This window comes from Mycobacterium persicum (assembly GCF_002086915.1).
GTDB lineage: Bacteria > Actinomycetota > Actinomycetes > Mycobacteriales > Mycobacteriaceae > Mycobacterium > Mycobacterium persicum.
Window position 1 is genome coordinate 5,953,222 of sequence record NZ_MWQA01000001.1, and the last position, 19,178, is coordinate 5,972,399.

16 protein-coding genes are annotated in these 19,178 nt (G+C 67.4%); 8 read left to right on the forward strand and 8 right to left on the reverse strand.

What is annotated here, in order from left to right; genetic code table 11:
* Positions 1-4: 4 nt before the first annotated feature.
* Positions 5-235, reverse strand: coding sequence for a hypothetical protein (locus B4U45_RS26995; RefSeq protein WP_075546152.1), 231 nt, complete (start codon positions 233-235; stop codon positions 5-7).
* A 112-nt stretch (positions 236-347) separates the two neighbouring features.
* Here B4U45_RS26995 and B4U45_RS27000 point away from each other — a divergent pair, with 112 nt between their 5' ends.
* From B4U45_RS27000 to B4U45_RS27010, 3 genes are read left to right on the forward strand one after another with little or no spacing between them, the layout of a single operon-like run.
* Positions 348-785 carry a nitroreductase family deazaflavin-dependent oxidoreductase gene (locus B4U45_RS27000; RefSeq protein WP_075546153.1) on the forward strand — a complete coding sequence of 146 codons (438 nt, stop codon included), beginning with the start codon at positions 348-350 and terminating at the stop codon, positions 783-785.
* 33 nt (positions 786-818) lie between these two features.
* The gene (gene ilvA / locus B4U45_RS27005; RefSeq protein ID WP_099222488.1) at positions 819-2,111 is read left to right on the forward strand and encodes a threonine ammonia-lyase; all 1,293 of its coding nucleotides are present in this window, start codon (positions 819-821) and stop codon (positions 2,109-2,111) included.
* A 51-nt stretch (positions 2,112-2,162) separates the two neighbouring features.
* Positions 2,163-3,083, forward strand: a complete 921-nt coding sequence (locus B4U45_RS27010) for a phosphatase PAP2 family protein (protein WP_075546238.1) — start codon at positions 2,163-2,165, stop codon at positions 3,081-3,083.
* A 13-nt stretch (positions 3,084-3,096) separates the two neighbouring features.
* Here B4U45_RS27010 and B4U45_RS27015 read toward each other — a convergent pair whose 3' ends face one another.
* Positions 3,097-3,756 (reverse strand): pyridoxamine 5'-phosphate oxidase family protein, encoded by a 660-nt coding sequence (locus B4U45_RS27015; RefSeq protein ID WP_075546155.1) that lies wholly within the window; start codon positions 3,754-3,756, stop codon positions 3,097-3,099.
* Between the two features lie 40 nt (positions 3,757-3,796).
* Between B4U45_RS27015 and B4U45_RS27020 the strand changes: the two genes are divergently transcribed.
* Positions 3,797-5,122, forward strand: coding sequence for an aminotransferase class I/II-fold pyridoxal phosphate-dependent enzyme (locus B4U45_RS27020; protein WP_075546239.1), 1,326 nt, complete (start codon positions 3,797-3,799; stop codon positions 5,120-5,122).
* 75 nt (positions 5,123-5,197) lie between these two features.
* On the opposite strand, the gene treZ is transcribed toward B4U45_RS27020, so the two are convergent.
* The 6 genes from treZ to B4U45_RS27050 form a co-directional block, all read right to left on the reverse strand.
* Positions 5,198-6,922 carry a malto-oligosyltrehalose trehalohydrolase gene (treZ, locus tag B4U45_RS27025; protein WP_075546156.1) on the reverse strand — a complete coding sequence of 575 codons (1,725 nt, stop codon included), beginning with the start codon at positions 6,920-6,922 and terminating at the stop codon, positions 5,198-5,200.
* The gene (gene treY, locus B4U45_RS27030) at positions 6,915-9,224 is read right to left on the reverse strand and encodes a malto-oligosyltrehalose synthase (RefSeq protein WP_075546157.1); all 2,310 of its coding nucleotides are present in this window, start codon (positions 9,222-9,224) and stop codon (positions 6,915-6,917) included. Before treY ends, treZ begins: the two co-directional genes overlap by 8 nt.
* A 3-nt stretch (positions 9,225-9,227) precedes the next feature.
* Positions 9,228-11,411 (reverse strand): glycogen debranching protein GlgX, encoded by a 2,184-nt coding sequence (gene glgX / locus B4U45_RS27035; RefSeq protein ID WP_075546158.1) that lies wholly within the window; start codon positions 11,409-11,411, stop codon positions 9,228-9,230.
* An 88-nt stretch (positions 11,412-11,499) separates the two neighbouring features.
* Positions 11,500-13,653, reverse strand: coding sequence for an acyltransferase family protein (locus B4U45_RS27040; protein ID WP_219859557.1), 2,154 nt, complete (start codon positions 13,651-13,653; stop codon positions 11,500-11,502).
* A gap of 85 nt (positions 13,654-13,738) precedes the next feature.
* Positions 13,739-14,533: an NlpC/P60 family peptidoglycan-binding protein RipD gene (ripD, locus tag B4U45_RS27045; protein WP_083135099.1), complete on the reverse strand. Its 795-nt coding sequence runs from the start codon at positions 14,531-14,533 to the stop codon at positions 13,739-13,741.
* A 334-nt stretch (positions 14,534-14,867) separates the two neighbouring features.
* A complete protein-coding gene (locus tag B4U45_RS27050) occupies positions 14,868-15,287 on the reverse strand; it encodes a hypothetical protein (protein ID WP_075546161.1) in 420 nt (139 codons plus the stop codon).
* A gap of 84 nt (positions 15,288-15,371) precedes the next feature.
* Between B4U45_RS27050 and B4U45_RS27055 the strand changes: the two genes are divergently transcribed.
* The 4 genes from B4U45_RS27055 to B4U45_RS27070 are packed head-to-tail and all read left to right on the forward strand — an operon-like array spanning position 15,372 to position 19,026.
* Positions 15,372-16,679 (forward strand): adenosylmethionine--8-amino-7-oxononanoate transaminase, encoded by a 1,308-nt coding sequence (locus tag B4U45_RS27055; RefSeq protein WP_075546240.1) that lies wholly within the window; start codon positions 15,372-15,374, stop codon positions 16,677-16,679.
* A 6-nt stretch (positions 16,680-16,685) separates the two neighbouring features.
* The gene (locus B4U45_RS27060) at positions 16,686-17,846 is read left to right on the forward strand and encodes an 8-amino-7-oxononanoate synthase (protein ID WP_083135100.1); all 1,161 of its coding nucleotides are present in this window, start codon (positions 16,686-16,688) and stop codon (positions 17,844-17,846) included.
* A complete protein-coding gene (gene bioD / locus B4U45_RS27065; RefSeq protein WP_075546163.1) occupies positions 17,843-18,517 on the forward strand; it encodes a dethiobiotin synthase in 675 nt (224 codons plus the stop codon). Before B4U45_RS27060 ends, bioD begins: the two co-directional genes overlap by 4 nt.
* A complete protein-coding gene (locus B4U45_RS27070) occupies positions 18,517-19,026 on the forward strand; it encodes a 2'-5' RNA ligase family protein (protein ID WP_075546164.1) in 510 nt (169 codons plus the stop codon). The genes bioD and B4U45_RS27070 overlap by 1 nt, the downstream gene beginning before the upstream one ends.
* Positions 19,027-19,178 lie beyond the last annotated feature (152 nt).

Below are 19,178 nucleotides of genomic sequence, written 5' to 3' on the forward strand. Positions count from 1 at the left end.
GCAGTTAGCGCTGGGCCGGCATCGACACCTTCAAAACCAGTCCGACCACGATTCCGGCGGCGGTGGCTCCCAGGACCGACGCGGCTGCGCTGGTTGTCAGCACCCCGAGCACTACCAGGGCGACGACCCCGGCGACCACGGCGAACAGCTTGTGCCGCGGCCAGGGCACACCCGCGATCAGCACGTCCGCATTATTCGGGGCGGCGAACGAGCGCAATCGCTCGGCTGTGGTCATAAATTCAGCATACCGGTGACTTTGGTTTCGGATCACCGAAGTTGGCGGCGGGTGGCGCGATGTCGGCGGTGTCACCGGCGACCAGACGGGCATACCTCTCTACAGTGTGCTTATGCCGTTGAATGGTGAATACGCGCCCAGCCCCCTCGACTGGTCGCGTGAACAGGCCGACAAGTACACGGAATCCGGTGGGACCGAAGGCACCGAAATGCAGGGCAAACCCGTGGTGCTGCTGACCACCGTCGGGGCCAAAACCGGCAAACTCCGCAAGACGCCGCTGATGCGCGTGGAGCATAACGGCGAGTACGCCATCGTCGCCTCGCTGGGCGGGGCCCCGCAGAACCCGGTGTGGTACCACAACGTCAAGAAGAATCCGCGGGTCGAGCTTCGGGACGGCACCGTCACACGTGACTACGAGGCCCGCGAGGTATTCGGCGACGAGAAGGCCACGTGGTGGGGCCGGGCCGTGCAGGCCTGGCCGGACTACGCCGAATACCAGAAAAAGACCGACCGCCAGATCCCGGTGTTCGTGCTGACGCCGGTGAGCTGAGTCGCCCGGCGGCTGGCATGGCACCATTGATCGGTGTCCGCTGAACCGAGCCAGGGCCCGAGCAGCCTGCCGCTGCTGTCGGCGGCCGACATCGACAGTGCGGCGAAGCGGATTGCCCCGGTCATCACACCGACGCCGTTGCAGCGCAGTGACCGGTTGTCGGCGATCACCGGCGCGACGGTCTATCTGAAACGCGAAGACCTGCAGGTGGTGCGCTCCTACAAGCTGCGGGGAGCCTACAACCTGCTGGTGCAACTGACCGATGAGGAGCTGGCCGCCGGCGTGGTGTGCTGCTCTGCGGGTAACCACGCGCAGGGCTTCGCTTTCGCCTGCCGGGCACTGGGGGTGCACGGCCGCGTTTATGTCCCGGCCAAAACACCCAAACAGAAGCGAGACCGAATCCGCTACCACGGCGGGGAGTTCATCGAATTGATCGTGGGCGGGGCGACCTATGACCTGGCCGCCGCGGCGGCGCTGGAAGACGTTCGCCGCACCGGCGCCACGCTGGTACATCCCTACGACGACCTGCGGACCATTGCCGGCCAGGGCACCATCGCCGTCGAAATCCTGGCCTCGCTCGGCCCGATCGTCCACGAGCCCGACCTGGTGGTGGTGCCGGTCGGCGGCGGCGGCTGCATCGCCGGTATTACCACTTACCTGGCGGAGCGAACGACAACCACTGCGGTGTTGGGTATCGAGCCGGCCGGGGCCGCCGCGATGATGGCCGCGCTGGCCGCGGGCGAGCCGGTGACGCTGGACCACGTGGACCAGTTCGTGGACGGCGCCGCGGTCAGCCGGGCCGGGACGCTGACGTATACGGCGCTGGCAGCCGCCGGGGACATGGTGTCGATCACCACCGTCGACGAGGGCGCGGTGTGTACCGCGATGCTCGATCTCTATCAGAACGAGGGCATCATCGCCGAACCGGCGGGCGCCCTGTCGGTGGCCGGCTTGCTGGAAGCCGACATCGAGCCCGGGTCCACCGTGGTCTGCCTGATCTCGGGTGGCAACAACGACGTGTCGCGGTATGGCGAGGTGCTCGAGCGTTCGTTGGTTCACCTGGGCCTCAAGCACTACTTCCTGGTGGACTTCCCGCAGGAGCCCGGTGCGCTGCGCCGGTTTCTTGACGGGGTGCTCGGTCCCACCGACGACATCACGTTGTTCGAATACGTCAAGCGCAACAACCGCGAGACCGGCGAAGCCCTGGTAGGTATCGAGCTCGGGTCGGCCGCGGACTTGGACGGACTGTTGGCCCGAATGCGGGCGACCGACCTTCACATCGAAGCCCTCGAGCCGGGTTCGCCGGCCTACCGCTACTTGCTGTAACCGCTGGTCGACGCCCGGACCGCCGCGTTCCCTTGCACGTTGGGTGAGAACATGAGCCAGCCATCTGGACCCGGTACGCCCGGTTTCGGTCTGGTGAGCGCAGCGACCGTGGCGTGTCTGGTGCTGCTGGTGGCCGCGGCGGCGTGGATCGCCCGGAACGAGACGCCGATTCGCGGACTGTGGGCGCGGGCGTGCAACGTCGCCGTGATCGGCCGCGTGGTGGCATGGCTAGGCGCGCGGGCCGGCGCCAGGGGAGGGGTGCTGACTCGACGACTGGCGGTGTCCGAGGTCGCCGGTGTCGCGCTGCTCATCGGCGCCGCGGTGGTCACGGCATTGGCGGTCTGCTTCACCGAAGTGCTCGACGACGTCCTCGAGGGTGACGGCATAGCGGGAATCGACCAACCGGTTGCCGAATGGCTTGCGGCCCACCGCGACCCGTGGTTGACCACGACGCTGCGGGTGGTGACCGCTGCGGGCGGTCCGGTTGGGATGGCGGCGCTCACCGTGCTGACCTGCGCTGCTGTCCTTTTTCGGTGCAGGTCGTGGCTGCCGGTGGTGCTTGCTCTGGTCGGTGGTGGTGGTATTGCACTGGTGGTTCTCGCTGCGAAGGCGCTGGTGGTCCGGGATCGGCCCGCCCTGCCTTTCGCAACGATCGCCGAAGGCGGATACTCCTTTCCCTCCGGGCACGCGGCGGGCACTGCCGCGGTCACGTTGCTCTCAGGCTGGCTACTGGCCCGCTGGTCGATCATGTCGTGGACCGGGCGAATCATCGTGTGGACTTTGGCGATGGGCTGGTCCGCCGTGGTCGGGTTCTCACGGATTTATCTGGGAGTGCACTACCTCAGCGATGTGCTGGCCGGCTGGCTCTTGGGCATGGCCTGGGGCGGTGTCGTCGTGCTGGTCGGGACATGGTGGGACAGCATTTGGCGTGCGAGCGCCGCCGAGCCGGGTTCGGGTAGCCGCAAACGGTGAGCGCCCCGGCATCTCAGGGTCTGCGCGCGGCGGTCAGGTAGTCCGGCAGCGGGGTAGCAGGGTTGAGATCGTCGGCCGGTTGCGGTGTCCCCGCCGTCACGGTCAGTGGGATGACCCCGGCCCAATGTGGCAGCGTTCGATCTTCCGGGTCGTCGACCGGCCCGTCTTGGCGCACCTTGGCCGAAACCTCGACGAGTTCGAGTGCTAGCACCGCGGTGGCGGCCAGTTCACGGGTGTTGGGGGCCCGGCAGTCGGCGGCGCGGCCCGGCCGAATGTGATCGAGCAGCGCGTGCAAGGCAGGCAACTTCTCGGCATCGTCGTCCACCACACGGGCGGTGCCCATCACGACCACCGAGCGATAGTTCAGGGAATGGTGCATCGCCGAGCGAGCCAGCACCAGCCCGTCGACGACGGTGGCGGAGACGCAGACGGGCAGGCCGGCTGGCTTGGCGGCAAGCATTGGTCCGCTGCCGGTGGAGCCGTGAATGTACAGCGTCTCGCCGCAGCGGACATGCATGGTCGGCAAGACCACCGGCCTGCCGCCGCGGACGTAGCCGAGATGACAGAACAACGCCTCATCCAGGATCCGGTGGACGGTCTCGCTGTCATAACGTGCACGCTCGCGGTAACGAGAGGGGGTGGTGCGCGGCGTTGGTTGGTATGCAACGGACATATGTTTGCCCCCGATTCCGTACTAGTACATAATTATGACTGTGCCAGCACAATATAGGATAACGGGGACGGGTGCCGAATCCATAGCCACCAGCGTCGAACAAGCCATCTCCCAAGGCAGTCTCACCCCGGGCGACACCCTGCCGCCGATCCGCGACGTCGCGGGCCAACTCGGCGTGAATCCCAATACGGTGGCCGCCGCCTACCGCATCCTTCGTGATCGCGGTGCCGTCGAGACCGCCGGGCGTCGCGGTACCCGGGTGCGGAACCGCCCTGCGACCACCCCGCGGTCCGCATTCGGCCTCGATGTCCCCGAAGGCGCCCGAGACTTGTCTACCGGCAACCCGGACCCCGCTTTGTTGCCGATCGCCGCTGCACGACTGCGGACCCGTCCCGGACCGCCCGTGCTCTACGGACGGCCGCCGATGTCGGACGAGTTGGTCCACCATGCTCGCGCCGCGCTGACCGCCGATGGCGTCCCGGCCCATCACCTCGCGGTGACCAGCGGCGCCCTCGACGGGATTGAGCGGACGCTGACCGCACACCTGCGACCCGGTGACCGGGTCGCCGTCGAGGACCCGGGCTGGGCCAATCTGCTCGATCTGCTTGCGGCACTGAGGCTTAACGCGGAGCCGGTAAGAGTCGACGACGACGGGCCGCTGGTTGCCGACCTTGCCCGGGCGCTGGCCCGCGGCGTGCGGGCCCTGGTGGTCACCACCCGTGCGCAGAATCCGACCGGGGGGGCGTTGTCCGCGGATCGTGCGGCCGCCCTGGGCAAACTATTGGCGGGCCGATCCGACGACGTGCTAATCGTCGAGGACGACCACTGCGCCGGCATCGCTGGCGTGCCGCTGCACACCCTGGCGGGCTCGACCGGCCACTGGGCTTTCGTGCGTTCTGCGTCGAAGGCCTATGGTCCCGACCTGCGCCTGGCCATCCTTGCCGGAGACCAGCGGACGGTCGAGCGGGTGCAGGGTCGGCTGCGGCTCGGGCCCGGCTGGGTGAGCCACCTGCTGCAGGATCTGGCCGTCACGCTGTGGTCGGACGAGGCCGCAACGCGCCTGGTCCGCAAGGCCGAACGGCGCTACGCCGATACCCGCGTACGGTTGCGCGCTGCCCTGGCCGACCGCGGTGTCGTTGCATATGGCCGATCCGGGCTGAACGTGTGGATTCCGGTGCCCGACGAGACGGTGGCGATCACCCGGCTGCTCAACGCCGGCTGGGCCGCGGCGCCCGGGTCGCGGTTTCGGATTATGACCCCGCCCGGAATCCGCATCACCATCGCCGATCTGACCGCGGGCGAGATCGACCCCCTTGCCGACTCGATTGCCGAGGCGATGCACGTCATCGGCCGTCGCAGCGTGTGAGCTAACGGTGGGCCAGCAGACGCAGAATCGCACTGTTGTGGCCACAACAGTGCGATTCTGCGTCTGCTCGCGCCCTTATCCGCAGCGGAGAATGGCAACCGAATGGCCTTCCAGCGCAGTGTGATCGGCATCGACTGCCGGCTCACCCCACGCCAGCACCACCTCACCGGTGACGGGCACCGGCACCGGCTCGGCGCCCAGGTTGCACGCGATGCGCAACCGGCCGCGACACACGATGATCCACCGCCCGTCTTCGTCGTAGTCGACGATCAGGTGCTCCAGCCAGGGATCGGCCATATCGGGGTCGTTGCGCCGCAACGCGATCAGATCGCGATAAAAGCGGTGCAGGCGGGCATGTTCGCCGGCAAGGGGCTCATCCCACTTCAGCTTGGAGCGCGCAAACGTCTGCGGGTCCTGGGGGTCGGGGATGTCGTCGGCATCCCAGCCGTGCTCGGCGAATTCGGCCTTGCGTCCCTCGGCGGTGGCCCGGGCCAGCTCCGGTTCGGGATGCGAGCTGAAAAATTGGAACGGCGTCGAAGCCGCCCACTCCTCGCCCATGAAAAGCATTGCCGTATAGGGTGATCCGAGAGCCAGCGCGGCCTTGATCGCCAGCTGGCCACCAGTCAGGTTTTGCGACGGGCGGTCGCCGAGGGCGCGGTTGCCGACCTGATCATGGGTGCAGGTATAGGCGAGCAACCTGGTGGCCGGGATGGTCGCGGTATCCAGCGGCCGCCCGTGGCGGCGGTGCCGGAACGACGAATAGGTGGCCGCGTGAAAGTAACCGTGCCGCAAGGTGTGTGCCAGTGTGGCCAGCGAGCCGAAATCCACATAGTACCCCTGGCGCTCGCCGGACACCGCGGTGTGGATGGCGTGATGAATGTCGTCGGACCATTGCGCGGTCAGCCCGTAACCGCCGCGATCACGCGGTGTGATCAGCCGCGGATCATTGCGATCGCTTTCGGCGATCAGTGACAGCGGCCGCCCCAGCTGCTCTGACAGCCAAGCGGTTTCGCCGGCGAGTTCTTCGAGGATATCGATGGCGGTAGTGTCCACCAGCGCGTGCACGGCGTCCAGCCGCAGCCCGTCGGCGTGAAAGTCGCGCATCCAGCGCAGCGCACACCCGATGATGTAGCGGCGCACCTCGTCGGAGTCGGCGTCGGCGATGTTGATGCCTTCGCCCCAGGGGTTGCTCGCCGACGAGAGGTAGGGCCCGAACCGCGGCAGGTAATTCCCCGACGGGCCGAGGTGGTTGAACACCGCGTCGATCAAGACCCCCAGACCGCGTGCGTGACAGGCGTCGACGAACCGGATCAGCCCGTCGGGTCCGCCGTAGGGTTCGTGCACGCTGTACCACAGCACCCCGTCGTATCCCCACCCATGGGTGCCGGCAAAAGAGTTGACCGGCATCAGCTCGACGAAATCGATCCCGAGATCGACCAGATAGTCCAGCTTTTCGATGGCGGCATCGAAGGTGCCGGCGCCGGTGAAGGTGCCCAGGTGCAGTTCGTAGATCACCGCGCCTTCGATCGAACGGCCCGGCCAATCGCCGTCGGTCCAGGTCGCAGTGGCAGGACCCCATAATTGCGAGCGCGCATGCACCCCGTCGGGTTGCCGCGGTGATCGGGGATCGGGCAGCACGGTGGGGTCCTGGTCGAGCAGATATCCGTAGCGGGCGCGCGGGGGCGCATCCACGTCCGCGTGCCACCACCCGTCGTCCGAACGAGTCATCGCGTGCACCCGGCCGTCGACGTCAAGGCGCACCAGCTCGGGTTTGGGTGCCCAGACCCGAAATTCAGTCACGGTTGCGCTCCAGCAGGACGACGGGCAGGTCCGCGAACAGTTCGGCGGCCAAGGTCGGCCCGCTTGCCATGGCGCCGGAAAGCCGATCGGTCCAGGACCCATCCGGTAGCGGCACCATGGTGTTACCCCAGCCGGTTTCCTCCAGCCGCACCGTCCAGCGGGTCACCGCGACAACGATGTCCTGGCCTTCCCAGCCGCGACGAAACGCCACCACATGGTCACTGGCATCGCCATCGGCCAGCACCGGAACGTAGCCGCCATACAGGAAGCTGTCCGGACGGGAGCGCCGTAGCCGAAGTGCGGTGGTGACGACGCGAATCTTGGGGTGTGCCAACGCCTTCAGTTCGGCGCGGCGCGCGGCGTAATCGACGGGTCGACGGTTGTCCGGGTCGACCAGGCTGTCGTCCCACAGCTCGGTGCCCTGGTAGACGTCGGGTATCCCGGGAACGGTCAGCGAGAGCAGTTTCTGACCCAGCGCGTCGCTTGCCGCGTGCGGGTGCAGCTGAGCCACCAGCCTGGTTAGCTGCTCTGCCACCGGACCGTCGAGCACGGTATCGAGCCAGCGGTGGATCGCATCCTCGAAATCGGTGTTCGGATCGTTCCACGAGGTATGCCAGGCCGCTTCCCGAATGGCCTTCTCGGCGTAGTGGTGCAGCCGGTCGCGAAGCTCGCCGGTCACCTCGCCGTTGACGGGCCACACCCCGAAGATGTTCTGCCACAAGAACTGTCCCGTCGCCGGGTCGGGGGAGGGGGCCTGGATCTCCCAGCGAGCGACGAACTCGGCCCACAGCGACGGAACCTGCGAGAGCACCCCGATCCGGGCGCGCACGTCCTCACCGCGTTTGGTGTCGTGGGTGGTCAACGTCGTCATCGTGTGCGGCCACATCCGGGCCCGGGTGGCGGCGCGGTGATGAAACTCCGCTGCCCCCACTCCGAAACGGTGTGGTTCGCCGCCCACCTCGTTGAGTGAAACCAGCCGGGAGTCGCGGTAGAAGTAGCAGTCCTCGACCGACTTAGCGGTCACCGCGCCGCAGAGCTGCTGCAGCCGGGTGGCCGGTTCGCCGCCACCGGCCAGTGCCGCGGCGACGATCTGCAGCGCGGGCCCCAATTCCGGTGCCGCCGCCTGGGTTTCGGCCAAAGCGGTGGGCATTACCGCGGCCAGGCCCGGGTAGTCGCAGCGGTAGACGCCGATATGGGTGAGCAGCGCGGCCACCGCCCCGGGCAGCAACGGATCATCGGCGCCGGCGGCGGCCACGATGGCGCGGCGCAGCCTGCGCAACTCGCTTGCCAGGGTGTCGGTGGCCGAACGGGTCTTGAGCTGGGCCAACATTTCCGGCATCGCTTGATAATTCACTCCCGCGGATTCGACCAGGGCGGTGAGCTCGGCGGCTCCGCTGGGATCGACGAAGAGTCCACCGATGTCCCGCAATACGTCGTAGCCGGTGGTGCCGGCCACCGGCAGCGTGGGCTCCAGCGCCTCGTCGGCGGCCAGGATCTTTTCGATCACGATCCATGCGGCCGGACCGAGCAGTTCGCGCAACCACGCGAGGTATCCGCACGGATCCGACAGACCGTCTGGGTGGTCGATGCGCACGCCGTCGACGAGGCCCTCGGCAAACCACCGGGCGACCTCGGCGTGCGAGGCGTCGAACACCGCCCGGTCTTCCTGCCGCAGCCCGGCCAGCGAGGTGATCGAGAAGAACCGGCGATAGCCGCAGACCCCGTTCCGCCAGCCCACCAGCCGGTAGTGCTGGCGGTCATGCACCTGTGGGCCGGTGCCCGTCGCGGTGCCGGGCGCGACGGGCAGCGTCAGATCGCCCAAGCGCAGCAGGTCCCCGTCGACTTTCAGGTCGGCGACGTCGCCGTCGGAGCCCAGAACCGGCAGCACGATCCGGCCGTCCTCGTCGAGATCCCAGTCGATGTCGAAGTAGCTGGCGTAGGCCGACGAACGGCCGTGCCGCAAGACGTCCCACCACCAGGCGTTCTGCTCGGGCTTGTCGATGCCCACATGGTTGGGCACGATGTCGACGACCAGACCGATGCCGCGGGCCCGGGCCGCCGCGGACAACCTGGCCAGCCCTTCGGCGCCGCCAAGCTCGGGGGACACCGCGGTCGGGTCGGTGACGTCATAGCCGTGGCTCGACCCGGCGGCCGCGGTCATGATCGGGGACAGGTACAGATGCGACACCCCGAGGTCGTCGAAGTAGTCCAGCAGGTTTTCGGCGTCTGCGAAGGTGAACGCGAACCCGCTCGAAGCACCGCGTAGCTGCAGCCGGTAGCTGGACAGGATGGGTAAAGCCATGCGTCACAACGTCTTACGAAGCACGAGCAGTGAACGGGCGGGCAGCGAGATCTGCTCTCCGGCGTTGACGACCCGGTTGGAGTCGCCGGACGGGTCGTCGGTGTCGAGCTCCACGGTCCACTCCTGCGCGTAGCTGCCATGGGGCATCACGAAATCCACCGGTTCGCCGTGAGCGTTGAAGCACAACAGGAATGAATCGTCGACGACTCGCTCACCTCGCGCGTTGGGTGCGGTGATCGCGTCGCCGTTGAGGAACACCGCCACGCACTGGTGAAAGCTCTTGCCCCAGTCCTCGTGGGTCATTTCCCGGCCGTCCGGCGTCAGCCAGGCGATATCGCGCACTTCGTCGCCGCTTCGGATCGGTTCGCCTTCGAAGAACCGGCGCCGGCGAAACACCGGGTGGTTCTTGCGCAACGTGGTCACCTTGCGCGCGAAGGTCAGCAGGTCCGAGTTTTTGTCCACCAAAGTCCAGTCCATCCACGACAATTCGGAGTCCTGGCAGTAGACATTGTTGTTACCGTCCTGGGTGCGCCCGATCTCGTCGCCGTGCAGGATCATCGGTGTGCCCTGGCTGAGCATCAGGGTGGCCCAGAAGTTGCGCATCTGGCGGCGGCGCAGCGCCGTGATGTCGGGTTCGTCGGTGGGTCCTTCGACGCCGCAGTTCCACGACCGGTTGTGGCTTTCTCCGTCGCGGTTGGCCTCGCCGTTGGCCTCGTTGTGCTTTTCGTTGTAAGACACCAGGTCGTTGAGGGTGAAGCCGTCGTGGGCGGTGACGAAGTTGATGCTCGCGCTCGGGCGGCGGCCGGTCGCCTCGTAGAGGTCCGACGACCCGGTCAGCCGGGAGGCGAACTCGCCCAGGGTTGCGGGTTCGCCCCGCCAATAGTCGCGCACAGTATCCCGATACTTCCCGTTCCACTCCGTCCACAAACCGGGAAAATTGCCGACCTGATAGCCGCCCTCACCGACGTCCCAGGGCTCGGCGATCAACTTGACCTGGCTGACCACCGGATCCTGCTGTACCAGATCGAAGAATGCGCTCAACCGGTCCACGTCGTGCAGCTCTCGGGCCAGGGTCGCGGCCAGGTCGAAACGGAATCCGTCGACATGCATCTCGAGCACCCAGTAGCGCAGCGAGTCCATGATCAGTTGCAGCACGTGTGGGTGGCGGGCGTTGAGGCTGTTACCGGTGCCGGTGTAGTCCTTGTACAGCCGCAGGTCCGTGTCGACGAGCCGGTAGTACGCGGCGTTGTCGATGCCGCGGAAGTTGATCGTGGGACCCAGGTGGTTGCCTTCGGCGGTGTGGTTGTACACCACGTCCAGGATCACTTCGATGTCGGCTTCGTGAAGGCTGCGCACCATCGATTTGAACTCGGCCACCGCGCCGCCCGGTTGCCGGTTCGACGCATATTGGTTGTGGGGGGCGAAAAAGCCAAAAGTGTTGTAGCCCCAGTAGTTTCGCAAGCCCAAGTCGAGTAGCCGGGAGTCGTGCAGGAACTGGTGTACCGGCATCAGTTCGAGCGCGGTGACGTTCAGCGACTTGAGGTGGTCGATGATCACCGGGTGCGCCAGGCCGGCGTAGCTGCCCCGTAGTTGCTCGGGGATGCCGGGATGAGTTTGCGTCATCCCCTTGACATGAGCCTCGTAGATGACCGTTTCGTTATACGGGGTGACCGGTGCCCGGTCGTACCCCCAGTCGAAAAACGGGTTGATCACCACGCTGGTCATGGTGGAGCCCAGGGAATCAACCATGGGCGGGACGCCGGGGTCGGCCGAATCGCCATCCGGATCCAGTGCACTCATGTCGTAGGAGAACAGCGCCTGCCCAAAGGTGAAATCGCCGTCGAAGGCTTTACCGTACGGGTCGAGCAGCAATTTGCTGGGATCACAGCGATGGCCGGCCGAGGGATCGAAAGGCCCGTGGACCCGAAACCCGTAGCGCTGGCCCGGGGTGATGTTCGGCAGATAGGCGTGCCAGACGTATCCGTCGACCTCGTCCAGGGAGATACGGGTTTCGCTCCCGTCGTCGGCGATCAGGCACAGTTCGACTTGTTCGGCGATTTCGGAGAACACCGAAAAGTTGGTGCCGGCACCGTCATAGGTTGCTCCCAGCGGATAAGGGGTGCCCGGCCACACGGTACGCAGTGTGGGCCCGGCCCCGCCTGTGCGTTCGGTGTTGTTCGGCGACATGGCATGACCTTATCCGCGTCCGGTGTGGCGCCGTTCGGTGATTCGTGCTTGTGTCCGGCGATTTCACGCCGCATCGGGGCGGCGCCGGTCACCACCAGCCGGTGATCGTCGCGATCTGTCGCCCCAGTTCGGGTGCCATGGTTCGCATATACGTCGGGGTCAGGTGGTGAGAGTCGCGGTAGATCAGCACATTGCCCTCCACCGCGCGGCAGAAATCCTGCCGGCATATCGCATCCGACATGTCGATGGGCTTCAGCAGCGGAAACTGCGCCACGAAATCCAGGGTGGAGTTGTAGTCGGAGAGCACGTCGGACCGCTTGATCCCACAGGATTGCCCATTGCCCCCCTTGGCCAGGCAGTCCGCCGGTTTGAATGGTTGGCCGTCCTTGACCATCCACGGAGTGTCCCGAACCGCCAGGATGGGAATGTTGTTGTCCGACAACGTTTGCCAGATACCGATGTAGGTGGCCGGCATTACGTCGCCGGGCTTGATGTTCCACGGCCGGGTAGACGTGGTGAACACGTAATCGGGACGATCCGCGACGAGCTTTTCCATGGTCGCCTGCACCCACTCGCGACACTGTGGGTACGCGGCGTTGTTGCCCATGATCAACGGGACTTCCTCGGTGGACAGCGGGCAGCCCATCTTGAGGTAGGTCACCACTTTGAAGTGGTGCAGCCTTCCGAGCAGGTCCAACGCCGGCAACCAGTGTTCGGCATGCGACCCGCCGGCCAGCGCTATGGTCCGGGGCGCGTCCCCGTCGCCGTAGGTGCAGTTGACCAGCGCCGGATTGACGAAGTCGCTGATGCACCCGTCCCGGGTGGACGCCGGGAGGTCCTCTTTGACTTCCAAGACGGTGGGACGCATCCGCAGGGTGGGCACCCGGGCATGGTTGGTCAGGGCTCGGGCGCCGGGATAGTCGTTGGCGCTGAGTCCGCTGAGCTCCTTGCCGGAGGCGCGGGCGACGATGACATGTTCACGCCAGCTGAACGACGTCGCCGTCAACGTGACGCCCAGCAGCACGACCATTGATCCCAGCGCGAGGGTCGGCCGGCGCAATTGCAACTGCCAGCGCATCGCGGCGGGAGTTGCTTGCGCGGTGGCGGCGGCGGTGGGGGATGCCCGGTACCGCAGCGGGTCCTCGACGTGGCGAAGCGTCAGGTAGGCGAGTAAACCCGAGACCAGAAGCACCGCGGTGCCCTCGAGGAAGTTCGCGTGCCGATGGCCGGTGTAGGAGAGCCAGAAGATGAGCAGCGGCCAATGCCATAGATACAGCGAGTAAGCCATCGCCCCCAACGTCACCAGCGGCCCGATGGCCAGCACCCGATTCGGCAGGGGCAGTCGGTGGCTGGTACCGGGATGGGCTTGCCGGTTGGCTCCGGCCATGATCATCAGCATCGTTGCCCCGACGGGCACCAGCGCCCAGGGGCCGGGGAACTCCTTGACGCCGTCGATCAGCGCGCCGCAGGACAAGATCGCCGCCAGCGCCGCGGTGGCGGCGACGGTGCGCAGCCACATTGGCCAGCGGATGTAGGGCACCGACGCGCCGACGAGCACCCCCAGGAGCAGCTCCCACGCCCGCGCGAAGCTGTCGTAATACGCGTTGGCCTGGTTGGCCTGGTGGGCGGCGATCGCGTAGCCGAACGACGCGATCGTGAGCCCGCTGAGCAGCACGACGAACAGCGTTCGCAGCCGGGGGCCCAGAGGACGCCTGAATACATATGCACACCCGGCAACCAGCAACAGGAATGCCAGATAGAACTGGCCCTGCACCGACATGGACCAGATGTGCTGCAGCGGGCTGACGGCTTCGCCGGCGCGCAGGTAATCCGACTGCGAATTGGCCAGTTCCCAGTTCTGGTAATAGCCCAGGCTGGCCAGGCTCTGATTGGCGAACGTCTCCCAGCGGGTTTGCGGTTGCACCAGCACGGTGAGCAACGCGCAGCCGGCGAGGACGACGACCAGCGCCGGAACCAGGCGGCGGACCAGCCTGACCACCTCGGTGATCGGCGAGAGCTTCACCGCTGGATCAAGGGCCGCCCGCAGTACTTTGCCGCCGAAGAAGAAGCCGGACAACGCCAGGAACACGTCCACGCCGCCGGAAACCCGGCCGAACCACACGTGGAACGCGGCGACCAGCGCAATCGCGATACCCCGCACGCCGTCGAGATCATGACGATAAAAGCCCGCCGCCCGCGACCCCATCGCGGTCGGTGTATGAGGGGGTGCCAGGGTCTGCATGATCGACCGCTAATTTACCGAAACCCGCCACCGCCCCCGCGCTGAGCAGCGGGGACCGGTGGCGGGTTGCGGTGGGTCGAGTTGGTTACCGGGGGGTGCCGGCGGGCGTGGGCTGCGCCGGCGCTTGCTGCGCGGGCGCTTGCTGCGCCGGCAGGTGCTGTAGTGGTGCCTGCTGTGCCGGCAACTGCTGCAACGGCGCCTGCTGTGGTGGTGCCTGTTGGGCCGGCAACTGTTGCAGTGGTGCCTGCTGGGCGGGCAACTGCTGCAGTGGTGCCTGGGTGGCGGGCGCCTGCTGCAGCGGTGTCTGCGGCAGCGGTGTCTGCTGTACCGGCGCCTGCGGCAATGGTGGCTGCGCCGGCAGCTGCTGCCCGGGCGCGGTCTGGATACCGAGGATCCGGACCAGGTAGGGGGTCATGCCGCTGCTTCGCACCGGCGACACCTGAACGACATCGCCGACCTCCAGCATCTGGCCGTTGCCGAGATACATCGCGACACTTTGGGTGCCTTCGGGACCGTAGAAGATCAGGTCGCCCTTGCGTGCCTGCTGCGGCAGGACTTTCTGGCCCACTTTGTACATCTCGCCGGAGGAACGCGGGAGCTTGATCCCGGCGCCGGCGTAGGCGTATTGGATCAGCCCCGACGCGTCGAACCCGACCGTGTAGATGCCCGAACCCTTGCCGCGAGTGGGACCGGTGACACCGCCGCCGGCCCACGAGAACGGCACCCCGCGTTGCGAGAGACCGCGGGCGATGACAACGTCGGTGGCCTGTTGATAATCGGTCGACCTCAGGCCGGGGTCGGCGGCCGAGAGGCCCGGGACGGCCGCCATCGGGCTGACCATCATCGCCAGACCGATGGCGAAGGCGCAGATGCGTTTCATGGGGATCCAACCTCCTGGACCCTTACGGGCCCTTCTTGCGTCGGCGCGGTGACTTCGCGCCTCAGCCGCCGTTGCATGACTCACGCGGCGGCCGCTACATCGAGACCTACCGGCGCTGCATGAACTCGGACGCGTGAATCAGTCGGGCGAAGCCACCTAATTCACACCAGTCACTACAGTCACTTTGACAACAGAAGCGGACGATCGCCAGGCCCAGTCGGGATTTTTTGTCTTAACGTGACCGGACGGTGACTGGGCTGGCCCAATCTTGTGCGGGCAGTTGTGATTTCGCACTCACCGACGTTGCCGCCGTGTGATCAACCAGACGCGGCGATCAGTGCCAATATCGTTCGCTGAAGCCGGCCAGCGCATACCCGAGCACGGACGTGACGGTCATGACACCGACGGCGATGATCGGCCAGAAGGACATGTACCAGCCCTTCACCATGGACACGAACGGGCCGATGACCGCCGCGGCTATGGCGGCGCCGATGCCGCCCCACATCAGCGGATAGATGTAATAGTTGGCGCCGTAGGGCACTGGCGGACAATCTTCGGAAAGGCACACGTTGTCGGTGAAGGCGAAGAGCCGCGACGGCCAACTGGTTGCCGTCACCAGATAAAGCAGCAACCCCGATGCGACAACCGTGCTGATCACGTCCCACGGGACGATCCGCAGCTTGAGCACCCGCGGAACCTGAGGGTCGGCGGTACCGGAGCCGGGACGGTCTTCGGGACGATGCGGCGCAGCCATGCCATGCATGCTCCCGGATGGCCGCGGTTTCCGCGACCCGCGACCGCGATGGGCGGCGGGGCGTCTGCATTACTCTCGGTCTCCATGGCTGCCGCGGTAACGCCCGGGTTGACGCCCGAGCAGATCAGCGCGATCGACGCCGCCCACCTCTGGCACCCCTACAGCGCCATCGGCGCCGAGGCGCTGCCGCCCGTAGTGGCGGTCGCCGCCCATGGCGCCTGGCTCACATTGATCCGCGACGGCCACCCGATCCGGGCCCTCGACGCGATGAGCTCGTGGTGGACCTCCATCCACGGTCACGGCCATCCCGCTCTGGATGCCGCCTTGACCACTCAGCTGATCACAATGAACCACGTGATGTTCGGCGGCCTGACCCACGAGCCGGCGGCCCGGCTGGCGCGGCTGCTGGTCGAGCTCACCCCGTCGGGCCTGGACACGGTATTCTTCAGCGACTCCGGCTCGGTGTCGGTGGAGGTCGCGGTGAAGATGGCGCTGCAATACTGGCGCAGCCGCGGCCGGCCCGCCAAGCACCGGCTGATGACCTGGCGGGGCGGTTATCACGGCGACACCTTCACGCCGATGAGCATTTGCGACCCCGACGGCGGCATGCATTCGCTGTGGACCGACATCCTGGCCCAGCAGGTGTTCGCTCCGCAGGTGCCGCGGGACTACGACCCCGGCTACAGCGCGGCGTTCGAGGCGCAGCTGGCCGAGCATGCCGCCGAGTTGGCCGCCGTGGTCGTGGAGCCGGTTGTGCAGGGGGCGGGCGGCATGCGCTTCCACGACCCGCGTTACTTGTGCGACCTGCGCGACATCTGCCGTCGCCACGACGTGCTGTTGATCTTCGACGAGATCGCCACCGGATTCGGCCGTACCGGCGAACTGTTCGCCGCCGACCATGCCGGGGTGAGCCCGGACATCATGTGTGTGGGCAAGGCGCTCACCGGCGGATATCTCAGCCTGGCCGCCACCCTGTGTACCACCGGCATCGCCCACACCATCAGCACCGGTGCCGCCGGTGCGCTGATGCACGGGCCCACCTTCATGGCCAACGCGCTGGCCTGCGCGGTGTCGGTGGCCAGCATCGAGGTGCTGCTGGCACAGGACTGGCGCTCCCGGATCGTCGAGATAGCGGCCGGACTGACCGCCGGACTGGAGCCCGCCCGAGCGTTGCCCGCGGTCACCGATGTCCGGGTTTGCGGCGCCATCGGCGTCATTGAATGCGACCGGCCGGTCGATCTGACCGTCGCCACCCCGGTGGCCCTGGACCATGGTGTCTGGCTGCGACCGTTCCGCAACCTGATCTATGCGATGCCGCCCTACATTTGTCCGCCCGCTGAGATTGCGCAGATCACCTCTGCGATGGTCGAGGTCGCGCGACTCGTAGTCTGAACGCCTATGAACGCCTCCCCGCGGGCACCGATCGAGACGTCACCGCTGGCGTGGCTCGACGAGGTCGAGCGGCAGCGCCGCGCGGCCGGGTTGCGGCGCTCGCTTCGGCCACGCCCTGCCGTCGCCACCGAACTGGACCTGGCGTCCAACGACTACCTCGGCCTGTCCCAGCATCCTGATGTCATCGACGGCGGCGTCCAGGCGCTGCGTGTGTGGGGCGCCGGCGCCACCGGTTCCCGCCTGGTCACCGGCGACACCGAGCTGCACCAGGAGTTCGAAGCCGAGCTTGCCGAATACGTCGGCGCCTCGTCAGGGTTGTTGTTCTCCTCCGGCTACACCGCCAACCTGGGAGCTGTTGTCGGCTTGACCGGTCCCGGTTCGCTGTTGGTGTCCGACGCCTACTCGCACGCGTCCCTGGTGGATGCCTGTCGGCTGTCGCGGGCTCGTGTGGTCGTCACCCCGCACCGAGACCTCGCTGCCGTGGACGCGGCACTGGGGTCGCGCGCCGAGCGGCGCGCCGTCGTCGTCACCGACTCGGTGTTCAGCGCCGACGGCACCCTGGCGCCCATCCGCGAGCTACACGAGGTGTGCCGTCGGCACCGGGCACTGCTCGTGGTCGACGAGGCGCATGGTCTGGGGGTACGCGGCGGCGGCCGCGGGCTGTTGCACGAAGTCGGGCTGGCGGGCGCGCCTGATGTGGTGATGACGACGACGTTGTCCAAGGCGCTGGGCAGCCAGGGCGGTGTAGTTCTGGGGCCGGCGGCGGTGCGTGCCCATCTGATCGACGCGGCCCGGCCGTTCATCTTCGACACCGGTCTGGCACCGGCGGCGGTAGGCGCGGCGGGCGCCGCCCTGCGGGTGCTCAAGGCCGAGCCGTGGCGGCCCGACGCCGTCCTCACACACGCCCGCCGCCTGGCCGGGATCTGCGGTGTGCCCTCACCGCCGGAATCGGCCGTGGTGTCCGTGGTGCTGGGTGACCCGGAGGTAGCGGTGGCCACCGCGGCGGCCTGCCTGGACGCCGGCGTCAAGGTCGGCTGTTTCCGGCCTCCGACCGTGCCCGCCGGGACGTCGCGGTTGCGGCTGACGGCGCGCGCCTCGCTGAGTGCCGACGAGCTGGAGTTGGCTCGCCGGGTCTTGACCGACGCTCTGGCTGTGGCGCGCGGTTGACCGTACTGCTTGTCACCGGGACCGGCACCGGCGTCGGTAAGACCATCGCCAGTGCGGCGCTGGCGTCACATGCGCGCCAGGCCGGCATCGACGTCGCGGTGTGCAAGCCGGTGCAGACCGGCACCGGCGCCGGCGACGACGACCTGGCCGAGGTGGGCCGGTTGTCCGGGGTGACCGAGCTGGCCGGGTTGGCGCGCTACCCGCTACCCATGGCGCCGGCGGCGGCGGCCGAGCAGGCCGGGATGGCGTTGCCTGAGCGCGATCAGGTCTTGCAGCTCATCGGGGGTCTGGATCGCCCCGGCCGGCTGACTCTGGTCGAGGGCGCCGGGGGGTTGCTGGTCGACCTCGCCGACGGCGGCGTCACACTGCGTGAACTCGCCGTCGCCCTGCCGGCTGCGGTGCTGGTGGTGGTCGGCGCCGGACTGGGTACCCTCAACCACACTGCGCTTACCCTGGAAGCGCTAGCCGCCCAAGGTGTTTCCTGTGCCGGGCTAGTGATCGGCAGCTGGCCGGCCCATCCCGGTCTGGTCGAGACCTCCAATCGGTCAGCGCTGGCCCGGATGGCTCCGGTGCGGGCAGTACTTCCAGCAGGCGCCGGCGTGGCCGAAGACTTCGCGGCCATCAGCGCGGCCGCGTTTGACCCCGACTGGGTGAGAACGCTGGTTGTCTGATGGTTCATTCGATCGAGCTGGTCTTCGACCCCGATACCGAGGCGGCGGTTCGCCGCATCTGGGCCGAGCTGGCGGCCGCCGGCATCCCCAGCCAGGCGCCCGCCAGCCGGCCGCACGTGACGCTGGCCGTTGCCGACCACATCGACTCCGATGTCGACGCGTTGCTGCGCCCGGTAGCCGGCAAACTGCCACTGAACTGTGCGATCGGCGCTCCGGTGCTCTTCGGCCGCGCCAACGTGGTGTTCACCCGCCTGGTGGTGCCGACGAGCGAGCTGCTGGCACTGCATGCCGAGGTGCACCGGGTCTGCCTGCCGCATACGGCGCCGGCGCCGATGTCCAATAGCCTGCCCGGTCACTGGACCGCCCACGTCACGCTGGCCCGCCGAGTGGGTGGCGGCCAGCTGGGACGGGCGCTGCGCATCGCGGGACGCCCGGCGCAGCTCAACGGCAGTTTCGCCGGCCTGCGCCGCTGGGAGGGCAACAAACGGCTCGAGCACCCGATCTGCTGACTATCCGCCGAACAGCAGAGACCAGCCGGTGAACGTGTAGCCGACCATGGCCAGCTGGCCGGCCACGGAGGCCATTCGAAATGGCCCAATAGGATCACCGTACCCACGCCAACGCTGCCTAAGCAGGTGCGATACCCAGCTCCGGGTGCCGC

Excerpts from the sequence above, each read along its gene's own strand:
- B4U45_RS27000 (WP_075546153.1), top strand. The coding sequence starts at position 348 with ATGCCGTTGAATGGTGAATACGCGCCCAGCCCCCTCGACTGGTCGCGT.
- B4U45_RS27010 (WP_075546238.1), top strand. The coding sequence starts at position 2,163 with ATGAGCCAGCCATCTGGACCCGGTACGCCCGGTTTCGGTCTGGTGAGC.
- B4U45_RS26995 (WP_075546152.1), bottom strand. The coding sequence starts at position 235 with ATGACCACAGCCGAGCGATTGCGCTCGTTCGCCGCCCCGAATAATGCG.
- B4U45_RS27015 (WP_075546155.1), bottom strand. The coding sequence starts at position 3,756 with ATGTCCGTTGCATACCAACCAACGCCGCGCACCACCCCCTCTCGTTAC.
- glgX (WP_075546158.1), bottom strand. The coding sequence starts at position 11,411 with ATGTCGCCGAACAACACCGAACGCACAGGCGGGGCCGGGCCCACACTG.
- treY (WP_075546157.1), bottom strand. The coding sequence starts at position 9,224 with ATGGCTTTACCCATCCTGTCCAGCTACCGGCTGCAGCTACGCGGTGCT.
- B4U45_RS27055 (WP_075546240.1), top strand. The coding sequence starts at position 15,372 with ATGGCTGCCGCGGTAACGCCCGGGTTGACGCCCGAGCAGATCAGCGCG.
- B4U45_RS27040 (WP_219859557.1), bottom strand. The coding sequence starts at position 13,653 with ATGCAGACCCTGGCACCCCCTCATACACCGACCGCGATGGGGTCGCGG.
- ripD (WP_083135099.1), bottom strand. The coding sequence starts at position 14,533 with ATGAAACGCATCTGCGCCTTCGCCATCGGTCTGGCGATGATGGTCAGC.
- B4U45_RS27050 (WP_075546161.1), bottom strand. The coding sequence starts at position 15,287 with ATGGCTGCGCCGCATCGTCCCGAAGACCGTCCCGGCTCCGGTACCGCC.
- B4U45_RS27060 (WP_083135100.1), top strand. The coding sequence starts at position 16,686 with ATGAACGCCTCCCCGCGGGCACCGATCGAGACGTCACCGCTGGCGTGG.
- B4U45_RS27070 (WP_075546164.1), top strand. The coding sequence starts at position 18,517 with ATGGTTCATTCGATCGAGCTGGTCTTCGACCCCGATACCGAGGCGGCG.